Genomic DNA, 19,645 nt, shown 5'->3' with positions numbered 1-19,645 from the left:
TCAGAAACGTACCGTCGAGGACACTTGGCGCCACATCGGCCACCTCGTCGAAACCATCGAGCCGGCCGAATGCAGGAACTACTTCGAAAACGCAGGCTACGCTTCCGTCAAAACGTGAATGGCTCTAAGCGATAACGCCAACAAAAAGCCCGGCGCGACGGCCGGGCTTTGGTATCGGGAATTCAGACAGATCAGGCGAGGTTGCCGTTGACCCAGTGCGACAGGGCCGTCTTGGGCGCTGCGCCAACCTTGATGTCGGCCACTTCGCCGCCCTTGAAGATCATCAGCGTCGGGATCGAGCGCACGCCGAACTGCGCGGCGAGCTCGGGATTCTCGTCGATGTTCAGCTTGGCGATCTTGACCCTGGCGCCGAGTTCGGTGGCGATGTCTTCAAGCGACGGCGCGATCTGCTTGCAGGGGCCGCACCATTCCGCCCAGAAATCAACCACGACCGGCACGCTGGCGTCGAGCACGTCGGCCTGGAAATTGCTCTTGTCGACCTTGACGGTGGCACCCATGCGGAAAATCCTTTCGAGAGTTCTTTGTCGCACCAAATGTGGTGGTTATCGCGCCCTTCTTCAAGCAGGTCTTGTGTCACGGTCCCGTGAGTCGGGCAAGGGCGTCATCCATCACGCTGGCCGGCAGTTCGATCAGCCGCGGCGCTTCGGTGAACAGCAAGGCCGCCTTCACCGCGCGCCCGGGATAGAGCGGCCGCAGCAGGGCGCGATAGAGCGCGAGTTGCAGGACATAGGCCGGCGGCACCTCGGCCAGGGAGGCGGGCGCCGGCCTGTTGGTCTTGTAGTCGACGATCGAGACGGTATTCGATGTCACCGCCAGCCGGTCGATCTTGCCGGAAATCGAGCGGTTCTTGCCCTTGACCTCGAGGGTGCCCATGATCGAGACCTCGGCGCGCGACGATGGCGTGAACAGCGCACCCAGCGCGGCGTCGGCAAGGATGGCGTTGACCGAGGCCAGGGCATTTTCACGCTCCGACGGATGCCATTTCATGCCAACGCGGGCAAGATAGCGTTCCGCCGCTTCGTGGCGCCGGTCCTCGGCAATGCCGGGCAACATCTGCAGCAGTTTGTGCAGGGCGAGCCCGCGCATCACCGCAAAACCCGGCTCGACATCGGCATCCAGAACCGGCGAGGCCTTGTCGACCACGGCCTCCTTGCCTTCATCGATCAGCGCCGAGGCGCCGGATGGCGACAGCGGCCGCGGCAGATCCTCGAAAGGCGGCAAGGGGTGGAACAGCGTGGCGGGCAGCGGGGCGAACGCATCAGCCTGGTGGGCCTGCCCGTCGGAAACCAGGGCGACAGGCGGCAGCTTCGTGACATGGAACCGATGCACCGGTTCGCCACCGGCGGGATGCTCGCGCTGTTCGCTTTCCGGCGCCCCGACCAGGGCGCGGCTGACGATCGAATGCCAGGTGCCTGCATTCGGTGCCCGCTTGCCGTGATAGCCGCAGACGATCAACCGGTCCTCGGCGCGCGTCATGCCGACATAGAGCAGCCGGCGGTATTCGTCGTCGGCCAGTTCCCGTGCCTTTGCCGCCGCCGCTTTCGAAAAGCCATTGGCGACATCGCTGGCCGACCGCCACAGATAGCCCTTGCCGTCCCAGTAGTTGCCCGACCCGGCGAAAGGCATCAGCCGTGGCAGATGCTGATCGCTGAATGGGGCGGAGCCGCCATCGACCAGGAACACGACCGGCGCCTCGAGGCCCTTGGCGGCATGGACGGTCATGACGCGGACCTCGTCGCGAGTCTGGTCCATCTCGCGCTTGATCTCGGGACCGGCATTCTCCAGCGTCGCCAGGAACGCCTCCAGCCCAGGCAGGCCGGTCCGTTCCTCGGCGAGGCAGAAACTCAGGAACTCGTCGAGAATATCGCCGGCCTCGGGTCCGAGCCGAGCGACCATCTTGCGGCGCACGCCATCGCGCGCCAGCAGACCGGCATAGAATTCGAACACCGGCCTGAAGGCGGCCTCGTTCGTCCAGATGTCTATTTGCGCGGCAATGGCCGCAAGCCGCCCGCCTTCGCCTGCTTGGCTGCGCAGGGACGCAAGCAGCGACACGCCGGGCGGCCTCTGCGCGGCGAGCGTGAAAAGTGTCTCTTCCGGCAGATCGAAGATCGGGCCGCGCAGGACGGCGGCCAGCGACAGGTCATCCTGCGGCTGGATAAGGAGATGGCCGAGCGCGATCAGGTCCTTGACCGCGATATGGCCGGGCAGGCTCAGCCGGTCGGCGCCGGCAACCGGGATGTCGCGGCGTTTCAAGGCGCGGGTCAGGGCGTGGACGAAGCGATCGCGCTTGCGCACCAGCACCAGCACGTCGCCCGGCCGCAGCCGCTTGCCGCGGCCTTCGATGATCTCGCCCTTGCCGATCCAGCCGGCGATGGTGGCGGCGACATTTTCGGCGACGCGCACCGCCGGCGCATGCGCGTGATCGATGGCCTGCGCCCAGTCGTCGGGTTCGTCAACGGCTTCGGTGCCGATCGACGGCCAGACCTCGACATAGCCGGGAGCGTCGGTGCGGATCGCCTGGTGGCGCAGCGGATCGGGATCGTGGCTGATGCCGCGCCGGACAATAGGATCGGCAAAGACGCGGTCGACGGCGGCAAGCACGTCATCCGTCGAGCGGAACGACCAGGTCAGCTTGAGGTCGGCAAACGACGCCTCGGCTTCGCGCACCTTACCGGCGAACAAAAGCCGGCTGTCGGCGAAGGAGTCGGGCGCGGCGCCCTGGAAGGAATAGATCGACTGCTTCTCGTCGCCGACGGCAAAGACCGTGCGATTGTTCGCGTCGCGGGCGCCAAGGCCGGCAAAGAACTCTTCGGCCAGCCGCTTCACCACCTCCCATTGATCCGGGCTGGTATCCTGCGCCTCGTCGAGCAGGATATGGTCGATGCCCTGGTCGAGCTTGTATTGCACCCAGGGACCGGCGTCGGGCCGCCCCAGAAGGTTGACCGTGCGCGTGATCAGATCGTTGAAGTCGAGGAAGCCGCGGCTGCGCTTCAGGATCTCGTAACGGGCGATCAGCCAGTCGGCTATGGTCAGCGCGGCCCGCGTGCCTTCGAGCATCCGGAACAGGGCCAGGCGGTCGACGGTTTGAATGACGGCCCTGGCCGCCGTGAGATAGCGATCCGCCAGATCGGGGAGTTGGCTGACCAGGGCCTTCTTGAACGCCTTTGCCGGATCGTAGGCATCGCCATCGGTCTTGAGAAACGCCCGCGACAGCAGTTGCAGCCGGCGCACCGGGTCGCCCTCGGCGAAGGCCAGGCGCGCATAGGGCAGGATATTGTTCAGCACCGTCCTGGCGTCTGCAGCTTCGGCGGCATGGGCAAAACCGTCGAAGTAATCCGGCGGGAAGCCCGGCAATGGCCACACCGAGGCGGCTATGCCTTCGGCGGTCTGGCCGGCTCGGAACTCGAACTCATCGAACAGCGGCTGGAAGCGGGTGTCGTTGCGTCCGATCGAATCGACAAAGGTGTTCAGGCCGTCCCGCTTGCGCACGATCTCGCCCAGCAGCGCATCGAGCCCGGCTTCGCCGCCACGGTCCAGAATAGTGGCGAACGCCTCGGCCAGTTCCTTGTCGCCGGCGGCCGTGCCGGAGATCATCTCGCGGCGCGCGGCGGCAAAAAGAGATACCTCCATCTGGCTGTCGAGCAGCTCGAAATGGGCGGGGATGTTGGCCTCGAGGGGGAACTGGTGGAGCACCGATTCGCAAAATGCGTGGATGGTCTGGATCTTCAGCCCGCCCGGTGTTTCCAGCGCCTCGGCGAACAGGCGGCGGGCGCGGCGCATGGTTTCCAGATCCGGCCGGCGGCCCTCCAGCGCCTCGACCCTGGACGCCAGATCGAGGTCGCCCAGCGTCGTCCACTCCGACAGGGTCGAGAACACCCGGTTCGACATGTTGGCGGCGGCGGCGCGCGTATAGGTCAGGCACAGGATCTTCGACGGATCGGTGCCGCGCAGCAGCAGCCGGATGACGCGCTGGGCCAGCACATGGGTCTTGCCGGATCCGGCATTGGCCGACACCCAGGCGGAGTTCTTCGGGTCGGAAGCACGCGCCTGGCTGGAAGCGGTTTCACTCGGGATCGGATAGGCCTTCTTCATGCCTCGTCGCCCTCGTCGCCGGGATCGCCGCCGGCCGACCATTCGAGAACGCGGGCCAGATGGTCGTAGTCGCCATCCGTCTCGCCTTCGCGAAACGGCAGCGCGCGCGACAGGTAGCCGGTCTCCGGGTCGGCATAGTGGATCAGCAGCTTCTCCAGCCGCGCCCAGGCCTCCTCGGCAAGGTCGGAAGCTGTCCGCGGCTGGCGGTTGTGTTCGAGGATGGATTCCTCGAACACCTCGCCATTCGGCTTCAGCCTGATGAAGGCCAGTTGCGACGGCTCCCGCGCGCCCAAATCCTTGAAGGCGCCGCGCCTGAGAAGGGCGCCTTCCAAGGCCAATTGCGGCGCCAGCAGCGTGTGCGCCTGCGCCTTGGAGGGTGAGGAGCCGGTCTTGTAGTCCAGTATGTCGGCCATGCCGCCGGCCAGCAGGTCGACGCGGTCGGCATAGCCGGACAGTGTCACGCCGGACCGGCCAACGACTGTCTTCCCCGCCCGCTCCTCGGCATGGCGGCGTATCACCGCGTCGGCGCGCGTGCGCTCCCACTCGATGATGTTGGCGGCGAGTTTCTCGAAACGCGGCCACCACACCGCCTCGACATCGGCCGGAAGGGCTGCCTCGGCAAAGCAGGCGCGGCCGGCGGCAATGAGGTCGGCCAGCGCTTCTGGCGCGCGCGGGTCGGGAGCGCGTGCGGAGAACCGATGCAGGATGGCGTGGAACAACGTGCCGCGCTCCGCCGCGCCGGGATCGCGGATGACCGGTTCGAGCGGCATCAGCCCGAGGATGCGTCTTGCATAGACGGCATAGGGGTCGCGGCGCAGCGTCTCGATCTCGGTGACCGAGAAATGCGTTGGACGTACCGACAGAGGCGGCTTCGGCCGTGGTCGTGGCGCGAAATCCTGCCTCGGGCCGGCGTCCAGCGCGCGCGCCCAGGCGAGCAGCTGATCGCCACGCCGGCGCGGGCCAGTCGCCTGGTCATTGCCGATGAAGGTGACGAGACGCTGCAGCCAGCGCGAGGGCACGGCAGGTGCGTCGCCGGCACGCGCCGAGCGGGCCAGCACCACTTTGCCGGCGCCCATGGCCATCTGGAAATCATGCGCGGCAAGGCCTATGCGCCGTTCGGGCGGCTCGAGGTCGATGCCCGTCTTCATCAGCCGCGACATGAAGCGGTCGCTCTCGGGCTTGCGCGGCCACACCCCTTCGTTGAGCCCGCCGATGACAAGCGTGTCGACGGTCTGCAGCCGGGCTTCCAGCGCGCCCCAGATGGCGATGTTCCTGTCGCTGCCCTGCGCCGGCTTGACTGTCTCGGGTGCTATCAGCGCCACCATCACGTCCGGCCATTCGCCCGCCGCAAACGAGAGCGGTGCCGAGGCCGCCACCAGTCCGCGCAGCAGTTCGGCGAGTTTTTCGCCGGCATCACCGGCATAGAGTTCGGCAAGGCCTCCATCCGCCGCGCGGCCAAGATTTTCGAGTGCCGTGACGCTGGACCCGACCAGCGCCGCCAGGCCGGCATCGGCATGACCGCGAAACGCGGTCAACGGCGCCAGGGCTTGCGTGAGACGTGCGAGCACATTGCGCGCGTTTTCGATGGAGCGCACGGTCAGCCTGGACAACCAGAAGGGCGGCCGGCCGCCCTCGTCCAGGCCGGAAAGGCGAGCCTCGAACATATCCGCGAGCGACGCGATGTCGGGACGGCCGGTGCCGCCGCGAAGCGCCACCAGTTCGATGAGTTCGGCCGCGTGGCGCACATCGGCCCGTTCGAGGCCGAGATGGAGCAGCGGATGCTTGAGCAGCGCCAGCAGGCCGACCGGGTCGCCGGACCGGAACACCGCCTCGAGCGCCAGCCTGAGCAGGCTGGCCGCCGGGCTGTTGGCGAGTGGCGTGCCGCCGGAATCATCGGCGGTGACGCCGAAGCGCTGGAGTTCGACGCTGACGCGGCGCGCCAGGGCGCGGTCGCCGGTGACGAGCGCGGCCGTTTGGCCCGGTGTCTCCACCGCCTGCTTGAGGGCGACGGCGATGGCAACGGCCTCATCGCGTTCGCTCGCCGCTTCGATCAGGGTCACATCGGCAAAGGCGCCCGCAATGTCGGAAGCCTGGAATCCCGCGCGCGTCTCGGCCCAGAGTTCCGTGGTCTCGGCCGGCCGGAGCGCTTCGCCGATCATCGCGGCGCGCAGCACGAGCCGAGGCTCGGTCGCGCCAATCTCCTCGACATCGCCGCGCGGCACGCCGATCTTGCCGAGCAGCCGGGCCAAGCCATATTGCGGGTGACCGAGCACGGCCGGACGGGCGCCGGGCGCGCCGATCGCCTGGAAGGACGCTTCGTCCAGGGTCCGGTCGAGGCCAGGCAGCACGACGGCGCCGCCGGGCAAGCGGGCGATAGCGGCAAGCAGTTCCGCCGTGGCGGGTATCGAGCCGGTGGATCCCGCCGCGATGACCGGCCCGGCGGGTGGATCGCGCCGCAGCCGCGCCGCTTCCGCCCGGATCAAGGCGTTGCGATGCGCGGCAGGATCGGATTGGCCGCTTTCTTCCAGGAATTTCGGCCAGGCATTGGTGACGATGTCGAGGAATTCGAGGGTCACCTGCCACCACTCGGCAAGGTTACCGGTTACCACGTCCTTGAGCCTCGCCCAGTCCGAGCCCTCCGTCTCGATGTCATCCATCAGCCTGGCGAGATCCCGCGCCAGCCAGATCGCGTCGGCGGTCGACGCCGGGATGATGATCTCCTCGGCGAAAAGGGCGGCGACATGCGCCGGCAGCCGGCGCTTCCAGGCGCGCACCAGAGGCGTCAGCAGCAACAGGCGCTCGAGTGCGGCGATCGGCGGCGCGAGATCGATGGCCGCCGACGGTTCGGCGTCGAACGCGGCCTCGTCTTCGTCGAATTCGCCGAGCGGGCGGATAACCGGCAGGATCGCCGACCCGCTGCCGCCACGCGCCTTCAGGCTGTCGACGAAGACACCGCGCAAGGCACGCGCGGCGCGGCGCGTCGGCACATAGATGGTGACATCGGCCAGCGCAAGCGGGTCGCCGTCGAAGCGGAAGCCTGGGACCAGGCGGCCGGCAAGCAGCGCCTCGGCAAGCGTCGGCAGAAACGGCGCTCCGGGTGGGATGGAGAAAACGCGGCTCGAGCCGCTCATCGCGAGCCGGTCAAGGCACCGGCGACGGCCGCTTCCGCAAGCGGGATGGCATCTGGCGTGCCGACGGTGATCCAGCGGCCATGCATCGGCATGCCGAACAGGCGGCCGGCGTCTATCGCCCTGTCGAAATAGGCGTTGAGCGAATGCGGCACGGCGGGCGCATCCCGGAAAAGGCGTGGGTGGACGATCGCCGCGCCGGCATAGATCAGGCCGGACGGATCCCCTTTGGAACGCCGCAAGGCACCATCCGGCGCCACCAGGAAATCGGTGCCGCCGCTGTGTCCGGTCGCCTGATGCAGATCAGCCAGCATCAGCAGAATATCCATTGTCGTCGCGTCCCACGCAAGGGCGAGCCGGCCAAGATTGGGGGGACCGTCGTCGATCCAGAACGTGTCGGCATTGACAACATAGAAGGGCTTCTCGCCCAGATGCGGCAACGCCTTGACGATGCCGCCGGCGGAATCGAGCAGCTGTTCGCTCTCGTCGGAGATGATGACGTGCGGCGCCTGCCGCGCGACGACATGGCCGACGATCTGTCCTGGAAGATAGTGGACGTTGACCACCGCCGTGACGACGCCGGCGGCGGCCAGGCTGTCGAGGCCCCAGTCGAGCAAGGTCTTGCCGGCGATCCTGACCAGCGGCTTGGGAATGGTGTCGGTGATCGGCCGCATGCGCTTGCCGAGCCCGGCGGCGAGGACGATCGCGGTGTCCGGTCCTTCCATCACAGCGCGCGCTCCTCCAGCAGACCGTTGTCGCTGTAGAAATCCCGCAGGCCGGCCAGCGTCGGATGCACCAGGGCGCGGCGCAGATAGTCGCGAATGCGCGGCAGATGCTTGAGATAATCCGGCTTGCCGTCGCGCTTGTGCAGCCGCACGAAGATGCCGAGGATCTTGGAATTGCGCTGCGCCGCCATGATTGCGTAGGTCTCGAGAAAGCCTGCCTCGTCAAACGCGCCCGCGGCGTGGCGTGCCGCGACATAGGCATCGAGCGTCCGCTTCTCGATTACGGGAGAAACGGTCACACGGGCGTCCATGGCCAGCGACGCGACATCATAGGCGGAGGGACCGATCAGCGCGTCCTGGAAATCGACGATGCCCAGCCGATCGTGGCCGTTGCGATCGGCGCGCCAGATGATGTTGGGTGAATGGAAATCGCGCAGCATCAGCGTGTATTCGCGGCCTCGCAGTCGGTCGAAAAGCGCGTTCCATGCGTTGTGGTAGCCGGCGCGCAAGCCGTCGCTGGCCGGACTTCCGGAAATCGCCGGCACATACCAGTCGACCAGCAGGTCGGCTTCGATCATCATCGCGTCGCGGTCGAAGGGGGGCACGTCATGGAAGCCGCCCTGCCCTGCTTCCATGCGCTTCGGCCACGCCCTGCCATGCATCATGGCCAGCAGTTCGGCGGCCGCCGCATAGCGCTCAGCTATCGGCTCGCCATCCTTGCCCAGAAATCCTTCGGAACCGAGATGTTCAAGCAGCAGGAAGCCCTTGTCCTGGTCCTCTGCATGGATTTCGGGAACGCTGACGCCACCGGCCTTTAACGCGCGGTCGATGGCGACGAAGGCGGACACCGACTGGGCCGTATGCGCGATTTCGGCATAGGGCTTGCCGTCGCGGACCGCCGGGCCGAGCACCAGCCGCGGCGAGTTCATCAGCACTTGCTGGTCCCGGCCGGCAAGCGACACGATTTCATAGGAGCGAGCCGAGGCATCGCCGGTGAAATGGCGACGCCGCGCTTCGCCCCAGCCGGCATGTTCGAGAAAGTCGCGCATGGCCAGCGACCGCGCCGCGCGGTCGAAGGCCGCACCCTGCCCCGACAGCCGCGCCAGGCGGCCTTCGCCATGCTGGACAAGCTCGACCAGAATAGCGGTTTTCGGCAGATGGCCCTCTGCCCGTTCCGGCCATTCGACCAGGACCGCGCCCTGCGCCAGCGCCTCGTCGAAGCCAAGCTCATCGAGTTCGGCCGCAGAGGACAGGCGGTAGAGGTCGAAATGGTGCACCGGAATGCGAGTCTCGTAGCTCTGCACCAGCGTGAAAGTCGGACTTGGAACATCGAGCTCGGCATTGTCGGCCAAGGTTCTGATCAGCGCGCGCGCCAGCGTCGACTTGCCGGCGCCGAGATCGCCCTTGAGCAACAGCACGTCACCGGCGCGCAGCGACAGCGCAAGATCCTCGCCCAGTCTTGCTGTCCGTGCCTCGTCGGCGAGCACATGCTCCAGCACCAATCCGGCCATCGCGCGCGCTACTCGGCCGCGGCGCGGATGCCCGGCCTGTCAGGAAAGGTGCAGATAACGGTCGTGCCCCTGTCCTTGCCGGTTTCGATGCGCACACTGCCGCCATGCAGCTCGACAAAGCTCTTGACGATCGACAGGCCAAGGCCGGCGCCGCGCCGGCGCCCGCCATTGGTGCGCGGCTCGAAGCGGCGGAATACCGAGTCGAGGACATCTGGCGGCATGCCCGGGCCGTCGTCGTGAACCGAGAATTCCACCGCGCTCGCCAACTGGCGGCAGGCGAGCCTGATGGTGCTGGCTTCCGGTGCGTAGTTGGCGGCGTTGCTGAGCAGATTGTAGAGGATCTGGCGGACCCGGATCTCGTCGCCGTGAAATGTCTTCGGCGCCGCCGCCGCGTCGATCTCCAGCCTTATCGAATGCTCCTCCAGCCGGTCGACCACCAGTTCGGCCGCGGCGGCGATGGTCTGGTCGACATGCACCTCCGAAATGTCGAGCTGCATGATGCCGGCATCCACCGTCGCCAGATCGAGGATGTCGTTGACAATGGTGAGCAGGACCGAGGACGACGAGCTGACATGCCCGACATATTCGCGCTGCTTCTGGTTCAGCGGTCCGGTCGTCGGCAGCGTCAGCAACTCGGTGAAGCCGATGATGTTGGTCAGCGGCGATCGCAATTCGTAGGACACGTGCTGGACGAACTCGTTCTTGAGCTGGTCGGATTTCCGCAACGCCTCGTTCTTGTCCTTCAGCGCCCTCTCGACATGGACGCTGTCGGTGACGTCGACGAACGTCATCATCACCTGCCCATTGGGCAGCGGGATCATGGCGTAGCTCAGCACATCGCCATTGTTGAGTTCGGTCTGGCCATGGCGATCGCGGCGCTCATCGTCGAAACCGGTGATGGCGGCGACAAAGCCGGGCCAGGGATTGTCCGCCGCCTGCCGGCTGCAGAGGTCGCGGATCGTGGAGACATGCACATTCGCCTTAGTCGCTTCGGCGCTCAGTCCCCAGAGTTTGGCAAAGGCCGGGTTCGACAGCCGAAGCCTGCCGTCGGGGCCGAACACCGCCACGCCCTCGGCAAGGTTGTCGAGCGTTTCGCCCTGGACCCGGACCGCCGTCTGATAGCGGCTCTCGAGGTCCATCTTCTCGGTGAGGTTCTCGAAGACCCAGGTGACGCCGCCCTTCGGCTGCGGGTTGGCGACAACGCGGATGGTCTTGCCATCGGGCAGGTGCCACCAATGTTCCTGCGATTCCACGGCGCGATAGGCGCCAAGCAGGCTTTCCTTCCAGCGGCGCCATTCAGGCTGCTCGGCGATCTTGCCCTCGCTGCGCAAACGGTCGAGCAACAGCGCATTGTCGGGGGCGCTGTGCAGGAAGCCGATGTCGAGGCCCCAGAGCTTCTGGAACGCCTGGTTGAAGAACCGCAGCTTCTCGTCGATATCGAAAATGGCCACCGCCGTGTTGAGCTGGTCGAGCGTGTCGGCGTGGCTCCTGACGGTGCGCTCGTATTCGCCGCGAACCGCCTCGATGGCGCTGGTATCGCAAGCAAGGCCGGCCGAGCCATCCGCGCCGGCGAAATCGGTTACCGCGAACACGCGCCGGTCGCCTTCGATCACGGTGGAGAGCGACTGCTCGAAGACCGGATGCGACCTGTGCTGCGCGGCAATCGCGTCGCGTGCCTGGCCGCCGAGAAACTCCTTCGCGTCGCGCACGGCCGCCTCCGGGCTTTCGGCTTCGACGGCATCGGCATAGGCGCGGTTGACCCATCTCAGCCGCCCGTCCTCGCCACGCATCCATGTCGGCATCTTCAGCGCGTCGAGCAGGCCGATCATCGTGTCATGGTCAGCCGCGAGGCGCTGGTTTTCGATCTTGAGCCGCGCCTGGCCGCGCTGTGTCTCCGAGAGCGACACGAAGCGTACGAGCACATGCGCGGCGCTCTTGCGGCCATGCACCTCGAGCGGCGCACCGGCCTGCGATTCGATGACAAGGTCGAAGGGCCGCGCCTTTTCGCGCAGTCCCGCGATCGCGTGTTCGAGCGCCGCGGCCGAGCGCGGCATCAGCCAGCGGCCGAAGGCGAGGAAGGCGGCCCGGTCCTCGGGCGCTCCGCTTTCGACCGGCAAGGTGCCGACCAGTTCCGGCTTCTTGTTTTCCGCCGCCCAGACAACGACACGCTGGTCGCGCAGGTTGAGCAGCGCCTCCGAACGGCGCAGCGCCGCGTTGATGTCGGCGAGGCGGCTCCTGAGCTCGACATTCTCCGCCGAGGTGCGGGCCCTTTCGCGAATGAGGACGATGGCCGACAGAAGGGCCGCGCCGGTCACGCCGACGAACACGGCAAGCTGCATGACCTCGACCGTGCTGACCGACAGGCCGGCCACGGCCGCGCCAGCGCCCTCCGCACGCGCAACCGCATGGAGCAAGGGGACGGCCAGCGTGGAGGTGGCGAGCAACAGCCCGGCGCGAGCGCGCCATGACAGGCTGCCGCCTCCCAGGGCGGAGCCAGTAATCCCCGAATCGTCATGGCCGCCGGAAACGGCCCGTCCCGCTCCGTGCGGGTGTTGCCCCGGCATGTCTTGGTCCTCTCCGCCGCCTGAATGCAAGACCGCCCTGATGCGCGCCTCTCTATCCCTTTTCGGGCCGGAAGCGTCGCGAATCACCCGACAATAAACCCTCGCCGAATCGCCGTGAAGGCGACGGCGCGCAAAAATAAAGCCGGGCGAAAAGTCAATCGCCCGGCGTCAATATCTGGTAGCAATTTGCGCTTTGGTTAATAGCGGTAGTGTTCCGGCTTGAACGGTCCCTGCTGGCTGACGCCGATATAGGCCGCCTGCTCGCCGGACAGTTCGGTCAGGCGGGCGCCGAGCTTGTCGAGATGCAGCCGCGCGACCTTTTCATCGAGATGCTTGGGCAGCACATAGACCTGATTCTCGTACTGTCCGGGCTTGGTATACAACTCGATCTGGGCCAGCACCTGGTTGGTGAAGGACGCCGACATGACGAAGCTTGGATGGCCGGTGGCATTGCCCAGATTGAGCAGGCGGCCTTCCGACAAGAGGATCATCCGCTTGCCGTCCGCGAAGGTGATCATGTCGACCTGCGGCTTGACGTTGGTCCATTTCAGGTTGCGCAGCGAAGCCACCTGGATCTCGTTATCGAAGTGGCCGATGTTGCCGACGATGACCATGTCCTTCATCGAGCGCATGTGGTCGAGGGTGACGACGTCCTTGTTGCCGGTGGTGGTGATGACGATGTCGGCGGTCGGAGCCGCGTCTTCCAGCGTGACAACTTCAAAACCGTCCATCGCCGCCTGCAGCGCGCAGATCGGATCGACTTCGGTGACCTTGACGCGGGCGCCGGCGCCCTTGAGCGATGCCGACGAGCCCTTGCCGACGTCGCCGTAGCCGCAAACGACCGCGACCTTGCCGGCCATCATCGTGTCGGTGCCGCGGCGGATGCCGTCGACCAACGATTCCTTGCAGCCGTACTTGTTGTCGAATTTCGACTTGGTGACCGAGTCGTTGACGTTGATGGCGGGGAAGGGCAGCAGGCCCTTCTTCTGCAACTGGTAAAGGCGGTTGACCCCGGTGGTCGTCTCTTCGGTGACGCCACGGATCGCCGCCTTCTGCTTGGCGAAGAAGCCGGGCGAAGCCTTCAGGCGCTTCTTGACCTGGGCATAGAAGTACTCTTCTTCCTCGCTCTGCGGGTTGGACAGCACGTCCTCGCCGGCTTCGGCGCGGGCGCCGATCAGGATGTACATGGTGGCGTCGCCGCCATCATCGAGGATCATGTTGGAGGTGCCGCCGTCCGCCCACTGGAAGATCCTGTCGGTGTAGTCCCAATACTGCTCAAGCGACTCGCCCTTGACCGCGAAGACCGGGATGCCGGACTCGGCAATGGCCGCGGCCGCATGGTCCTGGGTCGAGAAGATGTTGCAGGACGCCCAGCGGATGTCGGCGCCGAGCGCCTTCAGCGTTTCGATCAGCACCGCTGTCTGAATGGTCATGTGCAGCGAGCCGGTGATGCGCGCGCCCTTGAGCGGCTTCTTGTCGCCGAATTCCTCACGGCAGGCCATCAGGCCCGGCATTTCGGTTTCGGCGATCTCGATTTCCTTGCGGCCCCAGCCGGCAAGCGAGATGTCGGCGACCACGTAATCCTTGCTACCCGTCATGGCAGTGCTCCTGCGATTGTTGCGCTTGCGAATTGGTTGCGGATGCGCCCGCGCCTACCGGCGCGTCAAAGGGCGCGAATTGCCGGCCTGACTAGCAGATCGGGGCAGCGACGACAATGGGATATAAAGAAATCTTTATCCCTGCATGTCTCTTGGACAGGCTTTGGCGGAATCAGGCTTCCTCGCCAAAACGGGATGCCACGAGCTGCTCCAGCGCGTCCATCACCTCCACCGCCTCGGGCCCGCTGGCGGTGACGCGGATCGAGTAACCGGGGCTGGCGGCGAGCATCATCAGGCCCATGATCGAGGTGCCGCCGACCTTGACGCCATCCTTCTCGACATGGACGGAGGCATCGAAACCGCTCGCCACATGGACGAATTTCGCCGAGGCGCGCGCATGCAGGCCGCGCTGGTTGACGATCGGAAACTCCCGGACAAGTTGGTCTTTCTCCGAGGACAGCGCGTTCATTTGCTGCTCAGAAGCTGGCTGGCGACGTTGATGTATTTGCGGCCGGCGGCCTGCGCCTCGTCGAGCGCCGCCGCCATGTTGTCGCCCTTGCGGATCGAGGACAGCTTTATCAGCATCGGCAGGTTCATGCCGGCGATGACCTCGGTGCGGCCGGACTCCATCACCGAAATGGCGAGGTTGGACGGCGTGCCGCCGAACATGTCGGTCAGCACGATGACGCCGGCTCCGGTATCGACACGGGCAACGGCATCGACGATATCGCGGCGACGCTGCTCCATATCATCGTCGGCGCCGATCGCCACGGTCTCGAAACTGTCTTGTGGCCCCACGACATGTTCCACGGCATGTCGGAACTCGGTGGCCAGTTGACCGTGCGTTACAAGCACGAGTCCGATCATTCTTTGGTGGCTCCCGTCATCGCCGCTTCACAGGCGTATTTTATGCTCGCCAGCCATCCCAGGCGGCGGGAGCGCTATCTTGTCGACGCGCGGCCCGTTGACAAGCCCAAAATTGCGCGGCCCCATGCCATTTTGACGCATTGCAGCAAAAAATCCGCAGCGGATCATAGAAAAGGCGCGATCGACAGCCGCGCCATCACGGCGGGCAAGGCGGCCGTGACATTGCGTTCGACCAGGTCGATCCGCGGCACCAGGCAGCCGGCGATGGTGCTGGCGGCGTCCTCCTGGAAGCGCACCGTTTCGGCCCCGGGCAGCAGGCGCAAATGCAGGTCGATGACACAGGCCGCCTCGAAGGGCAGCGGTCGCGGGCCGAGCCCCGGCACTTCGGCGAGCCCGGCTATGGCGGCGGGAGCGCGGCACACCAGACGACCCGCGTAGCCCTCGACAAACAACTGATCGTCGCCGACCAGCCGCGCGAACAGTCCGCGTGGGCGGCAATGCTCGACGAGCGCCAGCGCCAACGTCGTCTTGCCTGAACCGGAGGCGCCGCTCACGAGGATGCCTCGATCACCGATCAGCAAGGCCGTCGCATGAATGTTTTCAGGCTGCACGATCGGCAATCATGCTTCGGCCGGCAGCGTCACGACAAAGCGCGCTCCCTTGATCTCGCCGGGCTTGGTACCGGGGATGTTCTCGGCGGTCAGCGTGCCGCCATGGGCCTCGACGATCTGCCGCGATATCGAAAGGCCGAGACCCGAATTCTGGCCGAACGCCTCGCCCGCCGGCCTGTCGGTGTAGAAGCGCTCGAAGATCCGGTCGATATTGTCGGCCCGGATGCCGGGGCCATTGTCGTCGACAGTGAGGATGTTGAACTTGCCGGCGCGCGCCAGCGACAGGGTGATGTGGCCATGGTCCTCGGGCACGAAGGAGCGGGCGTTCTCGATCAGGTTGGTGACGACCTGGCCGATGCGCAGGTCATGCCCGACGACGAAATAGCCCTTGACCCCCTGCGGCGGCTTGGCGACCTTGAACTCGATCTCGACCGCCTTCTTGTTGCGCGTGGCTTCTCGCGAAACCGCGACGAGATCGGTGATGAATGTCTTCAGGTCGACCCTGCCCGCATCTTCCCGGGCCAGCTCCGCATCGAGGCGCGAGGCGTCGGAAATGTCGGTGATGAGGCGGTCCAGCCGCCTGACGTCGTGCTGGATGATATCCATCAGCCGGCCGCGCGAATTGTCATTCTTGGCCAGCGGCAGGGTTTCCACCGCGCTGCGCAGCGACGTCAGGGGGTTCTTCAGCTCATGCGAGACATCGGCCGCGAAACTCTCGATGGCCTCGATGCGGGCGTAGAGCGCGTTGGTCATGTCGCGTATGGCGATCGACAGATTGCCGATCTCGTCCTGCCGGTCGGAAAAGTCCGGTATTTCCTCGCGGCTCTTGACGCCGCGGCGCACGCGCACCGCCGCCGCCGACAGACGGCGCAGCGGATTGGCGATGGTCGAGGCCAGGAGCATGGACAGGATGGCGGTGACCAAGGCCGCGATGCCGAAGACGCGCAGGATCGCCTTGCGCTCGGCGGCGACGATCTTGTCGATGTCGCCGCCTTCGGTCGACAGCATCAAGACGCCCAGGACCGCACGGAAGCGCTGGATCGGCACCGCCACCGAAACGATCTGCTCACCCTGCTCGCTGACGCGCACGATGGTCGACGGGCTGCCGGTGAGTGCCTTGACCACTTCCGGGAAGGCAGCGCCGTTGCCGCCGGGCTGCTCGTGATAGACCGGCAGCTCGGTGTTGCGGAAGAAATCGAAGACGAATTTCTGGATGCGTTCGACCAGGTCCGGCTGCTCCTCTTCGACCGGCGGCAGGTCGTAGCGCAGGATCTGGCCGCGCGAATAGAGATGGCGCGAGTCGAGCAGCAGATTGGCGTCGCGGTCATAGATGCGGGCACGCGTGCGCGTCGGCGATATCAGCCTCCTGAGAACCGGCGCGACACGTTCGGGATTGATCGGAAAGTCCAGATTGTCGAGCTGGTCCGAGCCCGGCCCGAGGCTTTCGCCGGCCTGCAGTTCGAGCAGCTTTTCCGGATCGATGCTGATCGAATCCGTCTCGACCGTCGCCGAGGCGGCGATTGCACCGGCGATGATTTCGCCCTGCGTCATCAGGCTTTCGACGCGGGCGTCGATCAGCCCGTCGCGAAAGGTGTTGAGATAGAGGATGCCGGTGACCAGGACGGCAAGGCCGGCGAGGTTGAGGAAGAGGATGCGCCGCGTCAGGCTGGAAAAGATGTGATGGCCAAGGAACCGGCGCATCGGCACCGTGATCTTCGACAGGAAGGACGGCATGATCCGGGACGGTCGCCTGTTGGCGCCCGCCGGCCTGCTTCGCTGTGCCTCCACTGCCATCGAATAGCAGGTCCCTGTTTAGTGAGTGGGCAGTAGGCAATAGGGAATAGAGAAATGGTTGGCTGATATCGCGGTGGCCGCCCGTACCATTCAAACCGACTACGACTATCCCCTACTGCCCAATGCCTTTTCAAGCCTCGCGGAACCGGTACCCGACCCCGTAAAGGGTTTCGATCATCTCGAAGTCGTCATCGACGGCCTTGAACTTCTTGCGCAGGCGCTTGATGTGGCTGTCGATCGTGCGATCGTCGACATAGACCTGCTCATCATAGGCCGAATCCATCAGCGCATCACGACTTTTCACGACACCGGGGCGCTGCGCCAATGAATGCAGGATCAGGAATTCGGTGACGGTAAGCGTCACCGGCTCGCCCTTCCAGGTGCAGGTGTGGCGCTCCTGGTCCATGACGAGCTGCCCGCGTTCGAGCGAGCGGGCCTGCTGGCTGGGCGTCTTGGCGGCCGCCTCACGGGCGCTGGCGCGGCGCAGGACGGCGCGTACCCGCTCGACGAGGAGACGCTGCGAGAAGGGTTTGCGGATGAAGTCGTCGGCGCCCATCTTGAGGCCGAACAACTCGTCGATCTCGTCATCCTTGGAGGTCAGGAAGATCACCGGAAGGTCGGACTTCTGGCGCATGCGGCGCAGCAGTTCCATGCCGTCCATGCGGGGCATCTTGATGTCGAGGATGGCAAGGTTCGGCGGGCGCGCCGCCAGCCCCTCAAGCGCGGACGCACCATCCGTGTAGGTCTCGACGCGATATCCCTCGGATTCGAGGGCGATCGACACCGACGTCAGAATGTTGCGGTCGTCATCGACAAGCGCGATAGTTGCCATTTCAAGCGGCTCCCTCATGAGCTGTCCCTTCTTTTAGAGAAGGGGCTTTTGCAGGACAAATTAGGTACAAAATGTGGCATAGGCCCTGTCCGCTGTCACGGTCGACGTGCCGGCGGCCACAATTGCACCTGTACACGGATAGGACGTTGGAACACTGCCAATCCTTTGGGCAACCACCGGACTTTTTGCATATATAAACGATTTAAACAACTTTCAAAATATTTAAATCGATTAATGATTTGATATCATTTGGTTTTTCTGGTTGTGACCATGCCGGCCCACGTTACGGGCATGCCGGAATCTGCCGGCGAAGGTGCGGTAATCCAAGAGGGGACCACCATGTCTGAAGTCGGCAAACGCAATCCTGCCTGCGCGATCGATCGGATCGGCCTGAAGACCACCGGCATGGTGCGCTACAATTTTGGCGCCGCCGCCCTTTACGAGGAGTCGATCCGGCGCGGCGAAGCCCGTTTGACCGCGCATGGCGCGCTGGTCGCCGAGACAGGCCAGCATACCGGCCGCTCGCCCAAGGATAAGTTCGTCGTCCGCGACGGCGCGACCGAGGGCGAAGTCTGGTGGGACAACAACAAAGCGATCTCGCCGGCCCAGTTCGACACGCTGCTTGCCGACTTCCTGGCCCATGCCGCGGACAAGGATCTCTATGTGCAGGACCTCATTGGCGGCGCCGACGCGGAGCTGAAGCTGCCGACCAGGGTGGTCACCGAATTCGCCTGGCACTCGCTGTTCATCCGCAATCTGCTCATCCGTCCCGATGCCGCCGAACTTGCGCAGTTCGTGCCCGAGATGACGATCATCGACCTGCCGTCGTTCCGCGCCGATCCCGCCCGTCACGGCAGCCGAACCGAGACGATGATCGCCGTCGACCTGACACGCAAGATCGTGCTGATCGCCGGCACCTCCTATGCCGGAGAGATGAAGAAGTCGGTTTTCACCATGCTCAACTACCTGCTGCCGGCCAAGGGCGTGATGCCGATGCATTGCTCCGCCAATGAAGGGGCCAACGGCGACGCCGCCGTCTTCTTCGGCCTGTCCGGCACCGGCAAGACGACGCTTTCGGCTGATCCTTCGCGCACCCTGATCGGCGATGACGAGCATGGCTGGGGGCCGCACGGCATCTTCAACTTCGAGGGTGGGTGCTACGCCAAGACGATCAAGTTGTCGGCCGAGGCCGAGCCGGAAATCTTCGCCACCACGCAACGCTTCGGCACGGTGCTGGAAAATGTCGTGCTCGACGCCGACGGCGTGCCGGACTTCAACGACGGCAGCCTGACCGAAAACACCCGCTGCGCCTATCCGCTCGACTTCATTCCCAACGCCAGCAGGACCGGACGCGCCAATCATCCGAGGAACATCATCATGCTGACCGCCGATGCGTTCGGCGTGATGCCGCCGATCGCCCGGCTGACCCCGGCGCAGGCAATGTACCATTTCCTGTCCGGCTATACCGCCAAGGTGGCTGGAACCGAAAAGGGCGTGACCGAGCCCGAAGCGACCTTCTCGACCTGTTTCGGCGCGCCCTTCATGCCCCGCCACCCCTCCGAATACGGCAATCTCCTGCGCGACCTGATCGCCAGGCATGGCGTCGATTGCTGGCTGGTGAACACCGGCTGGACCGGGGGCGCCTACGGCACCGGCAAGCGGATGCCAATCAAGGCGACGCGCGCGCTGCTTGCGGCGGCGCTCGACGGCTCGCTGAAAGCGACCGCATTCCGCACCGACGCCAATTTCGGCTTCGAGGTGCCGGTGGCCGTACCCGGCGTCGACAGCGCCATCCTGGATCCGCGATCGACCTGGGCGGACAAGACGGCCTATGACCGGCAAGCCGCAAGACTGGTCGGCATGTTCGCCGTCAATTTCGAGAAATTCGAAAGCCATGTCGAT

The 19,645-nt window shown here is 65.4% G+C and carries 13 protein-coding genes and 1 pseudogene; 2 read left to right on the top strand and 12 right to left on the bottom strand.

Annotation, left to right across the window (positions count from 1 at the left end):
* A pseudogene (locus WC739_RS17080) lies at positions 1-118 on the top strand (IS630 family transposase); the annotation flags it as partial.
* A 73-nt stretch (positions 119-191) separates the two neighbouring features.
* Here WC739_RS17080 and trxA read toward each other — a convergent pair.
* From trxA to WC739_RS17020, 12 genes are all read right to left on the bottom strand, one after another.
* On the bottom strand, positions 192-518 hold the full coding sequence (trxA, locus tag WC739_RS17075) for a thioredoxin (RefSeq protein ID WP_372954201.1): 327 nt from the start codon (positions 516-518) through the stop codon (positions 192-194).
* A gap of 76 nt (positions 519-594) precedes the next feature.
* Complete coding sequence (gene addA, locus WC739_RS17070) at positions 595-4,113, bottom strand: double-strand break repair helicase AddA (RefSeq protein ID WP_372954200.1); 3,519 nt, start codon at positions 4,111-4,113, stop codon at positions 595-597.
* The gene (gene addB, locus WC739_RS17065) at positions 4,110-7,244 is read right to left on the bottom strand and encodes a double-strand break repair protein AddB (protein WP_372954199.1); all 3,135 of its coding nucleotides are present in this window, start codon (positions 7,242-7,244) and stop codon (positions 4,110-4,112) included. Before addB ends, addA begins: the two co-directional genes overlap by 4 nt.
* Positions 7,241-7,966, bottom strand: a complete 726-nt coding sequence (locus WC739_RS17060) for a nucleotidyltransferase family protein (RefSeq protein WP_372954198.1) — start codon at positions 7,964-7,966, stop codon at positions 7,241-7,243. Before WC739_RS17060 ends, addB begins: the two co-directional genes overlap by 4 nt.
* Positions 7,966-9,477: a tRNA (adenosine(37)-N6)-threonylcarbamoyltransferase complex ATPase subunit type 1 TsaE gene (gene tsaE, locus WC739_RS17055; RefSeq protein WP_372954197.1), complete on the bottom strand. Its 1,512-nt coding sequence runs from the start codon at positions 9,475-9,477 to the stop codon at positions 7,966-7,968. The genes WC739_RS17060 and tsaE overlap by 1 nt, the downstream gene beginning before the upstream one ends.
* Before the next feature lie 8 nt (positions 9,478-9,485).
* On the bottom strand, positions 9,486-12,041 hold the full coding sequence (locus tag WC739_RS17050; RefSeq protein ID WP_372954196.1) for an ATP-binding protein: 2,556 nt from the start codon (positions 12,039-12,041) through the stop codon (positions 9,486-9,488).
* A gap of 197 nt (positions 12,042-12,238) precedes the next feature.
* Positions 12,239-13,639 (bottom strand): adenosylhomocysteinase, encoded by a 1,401-nt coding sequence (gene ahcY / locus WC739_RS17045; RefSeq protein ID WP_372954195.1) that lies wholly within the window; start codon positions 13,637-13,639, stop codon positions 12,239-12,241.
* Positions 13,640-13,811: 172 nt separating this feature from the next.
* Positions 13,812-14,108, bottom strand: coding sequence for an HPr family phosphocarrier protein (locus WC739_RS17040; RefSeq protein WP_372954194.1), 297 nt, complete (start codon positions 14,106-14,108; stop codon positions 13,812-13,814).
* Positions 14,105-14,506: a PTS sugar transporter subunit IIA gene (locus WC739_RS17035; RefSeq protein ID WP_140690825.1), complete on the bottom strand. Its 402-nt coding sequence runs from the start codon at positions 14,504-14,506 to the stop codon at positions 14,105-14,107. Before WC739_RS17035 ends, WC739_RS17040 begins: the two co-directional genes overlap by 4 nt.
* 164 nt (positions 14,507-14,670) lie before the next feature.
* The gene (locus tag WC739_RS17030) at positions 14,671-15,117 is read right to left on the bottom strand and encodes an HPr kinase/phosphorylase (protein ID WP_372954202.1); all 447 of its coding nucleotides are present in this window, start codon (positions 15,115-15,117) and stop codon (positions 14,671-14,673) included.
* Between the two features lie 9 nt (positions 15,118-15,126).
* Positions 15,127-16,911, bottom strand: a complete 1,785-nt coding sequence (locus WC739_RS17025; RefSeq protein WP_372954193.1) for a stimulus-sensing domain-containing protein — start codon at positions 16,909-16,911, stop codon at positions 15,127-15,129.
* A gap of 130 nt (positions 16,912-17,041) precedes the next feature.
* On the bottom strand, positions 17,042-17,743 hold the full coding sequence (locus WC739_RS17020) for a response regulator transcription factor (protein ID WP_013528337.1): 702 nt from the start codon (positions 17,741-17,743) through the stop codon (positions 17,042-17,044).
* A 339-nt stretch (positions 17,744-18,082) separates the two neighbouring features.
* On the opposite strand from WC739_RS17020, the gene WC739_RS17015 reads away from it, so the two are divergent.
* Positions 18,083-19,645, top strand: a 1,563-nt coding sequence (locus tag WC739_RS17015; RefSeq protein ID WP_372954192.1) for a phosphoenolpyruvate carboxykinase, incomplete at its 3' end; no start/stop codon positions are given.

It is taken from the genome of Mesorhizobium sp. (assembly GCF_041661565.1).
Lineage (GTDB): Bacteria > Pseudomonadota > Alphaproteobacteria > Rhizobiales > Rhizobiaceae > Mesorhizobium.
The sequence above is the reverse complement of the archived record's forward strand: the minus strand, read 5'-3'. Positions and strand labels throughout refer to the sequence as shown.

Bases quoted from the DNA above. Each gene is read 5' to 3' on its own strand.
- trxA (WP_372954201.1), bottom strand. From the start codon at position 518: ATGGGTGCCACCGTCAAGGTCGACAAGAGCAATTTCCAGGCCGACGTG.
- addA (WP_372954200.1), bottom strand. From the start codon at position 4,113: ATGAAGAAGGCCTATCCGATCCCGAGTGAAACCGCTTCCAGCCAGGCG.
- addB (WP_372954199.1), bottom strand. From the start codon at position 7,244: ATGAGCGGCTCGAGCCGCGTTTTCTCCATCCCACCCGGAGCGCCGTTT.
- WC739_RS17060 (WP_372954198.1), bottom strand. From the start codon at position 7,966: ATGGAAGGACCGGACACCGCGATCGTCCTCGCCGCCGGGCTCGGCAAG.
- tsaE (WP_372954197.1), bottom strand. From the start codon at position 9,477: ATGGCCGGATTGGTGCTGGAGCATGTGCTCGCCGACGAGGCACGGACA.
- WC739_RS17050 (WP_372954196.1), bottom strand. From the start codon at position 12,041: ATGCCGGGGCAACACCCGCACGGAGCGGGACGGGCCGTTTCCGGCGGC.
- ahcY (WP_372954195.1), bottom strand. From the start codon at position 13,639: ATGACGGGTAGCAAGGATTACGTGGTCGCCGACATCTCGCTTGCCGGC.
- WC739_RS17040 (WP_372954194.1), bottom strand. From the start codon at position 14,108: ATGAACGCGCTGTCCTCGGAGAAAGACCAACTTGTCCGGGAGTTTCCG.
- WC739_RS17035 (WP_140690825.1), bottom strand. From the start codon at position 14,506: ATGATCGGACTCGTGCTTGTAACGCACGGTCAACTGGCCACCGAGTTC.
- WC739_RS17025 (WP_372954193.1), bottom strand. From the start codon at position 16,911: ATGGCAGTGGAGGCACAGCGAAGCAGGCCGGCGGGCGCCAACAGGCGA.
- WC739_RS17020 (WP_013528337.1), bottom strand. From the start codon at position 17,743: ATGGCAACTATCGCGCTTGTCGATGACGACCGCAACATTCTGACGTCG.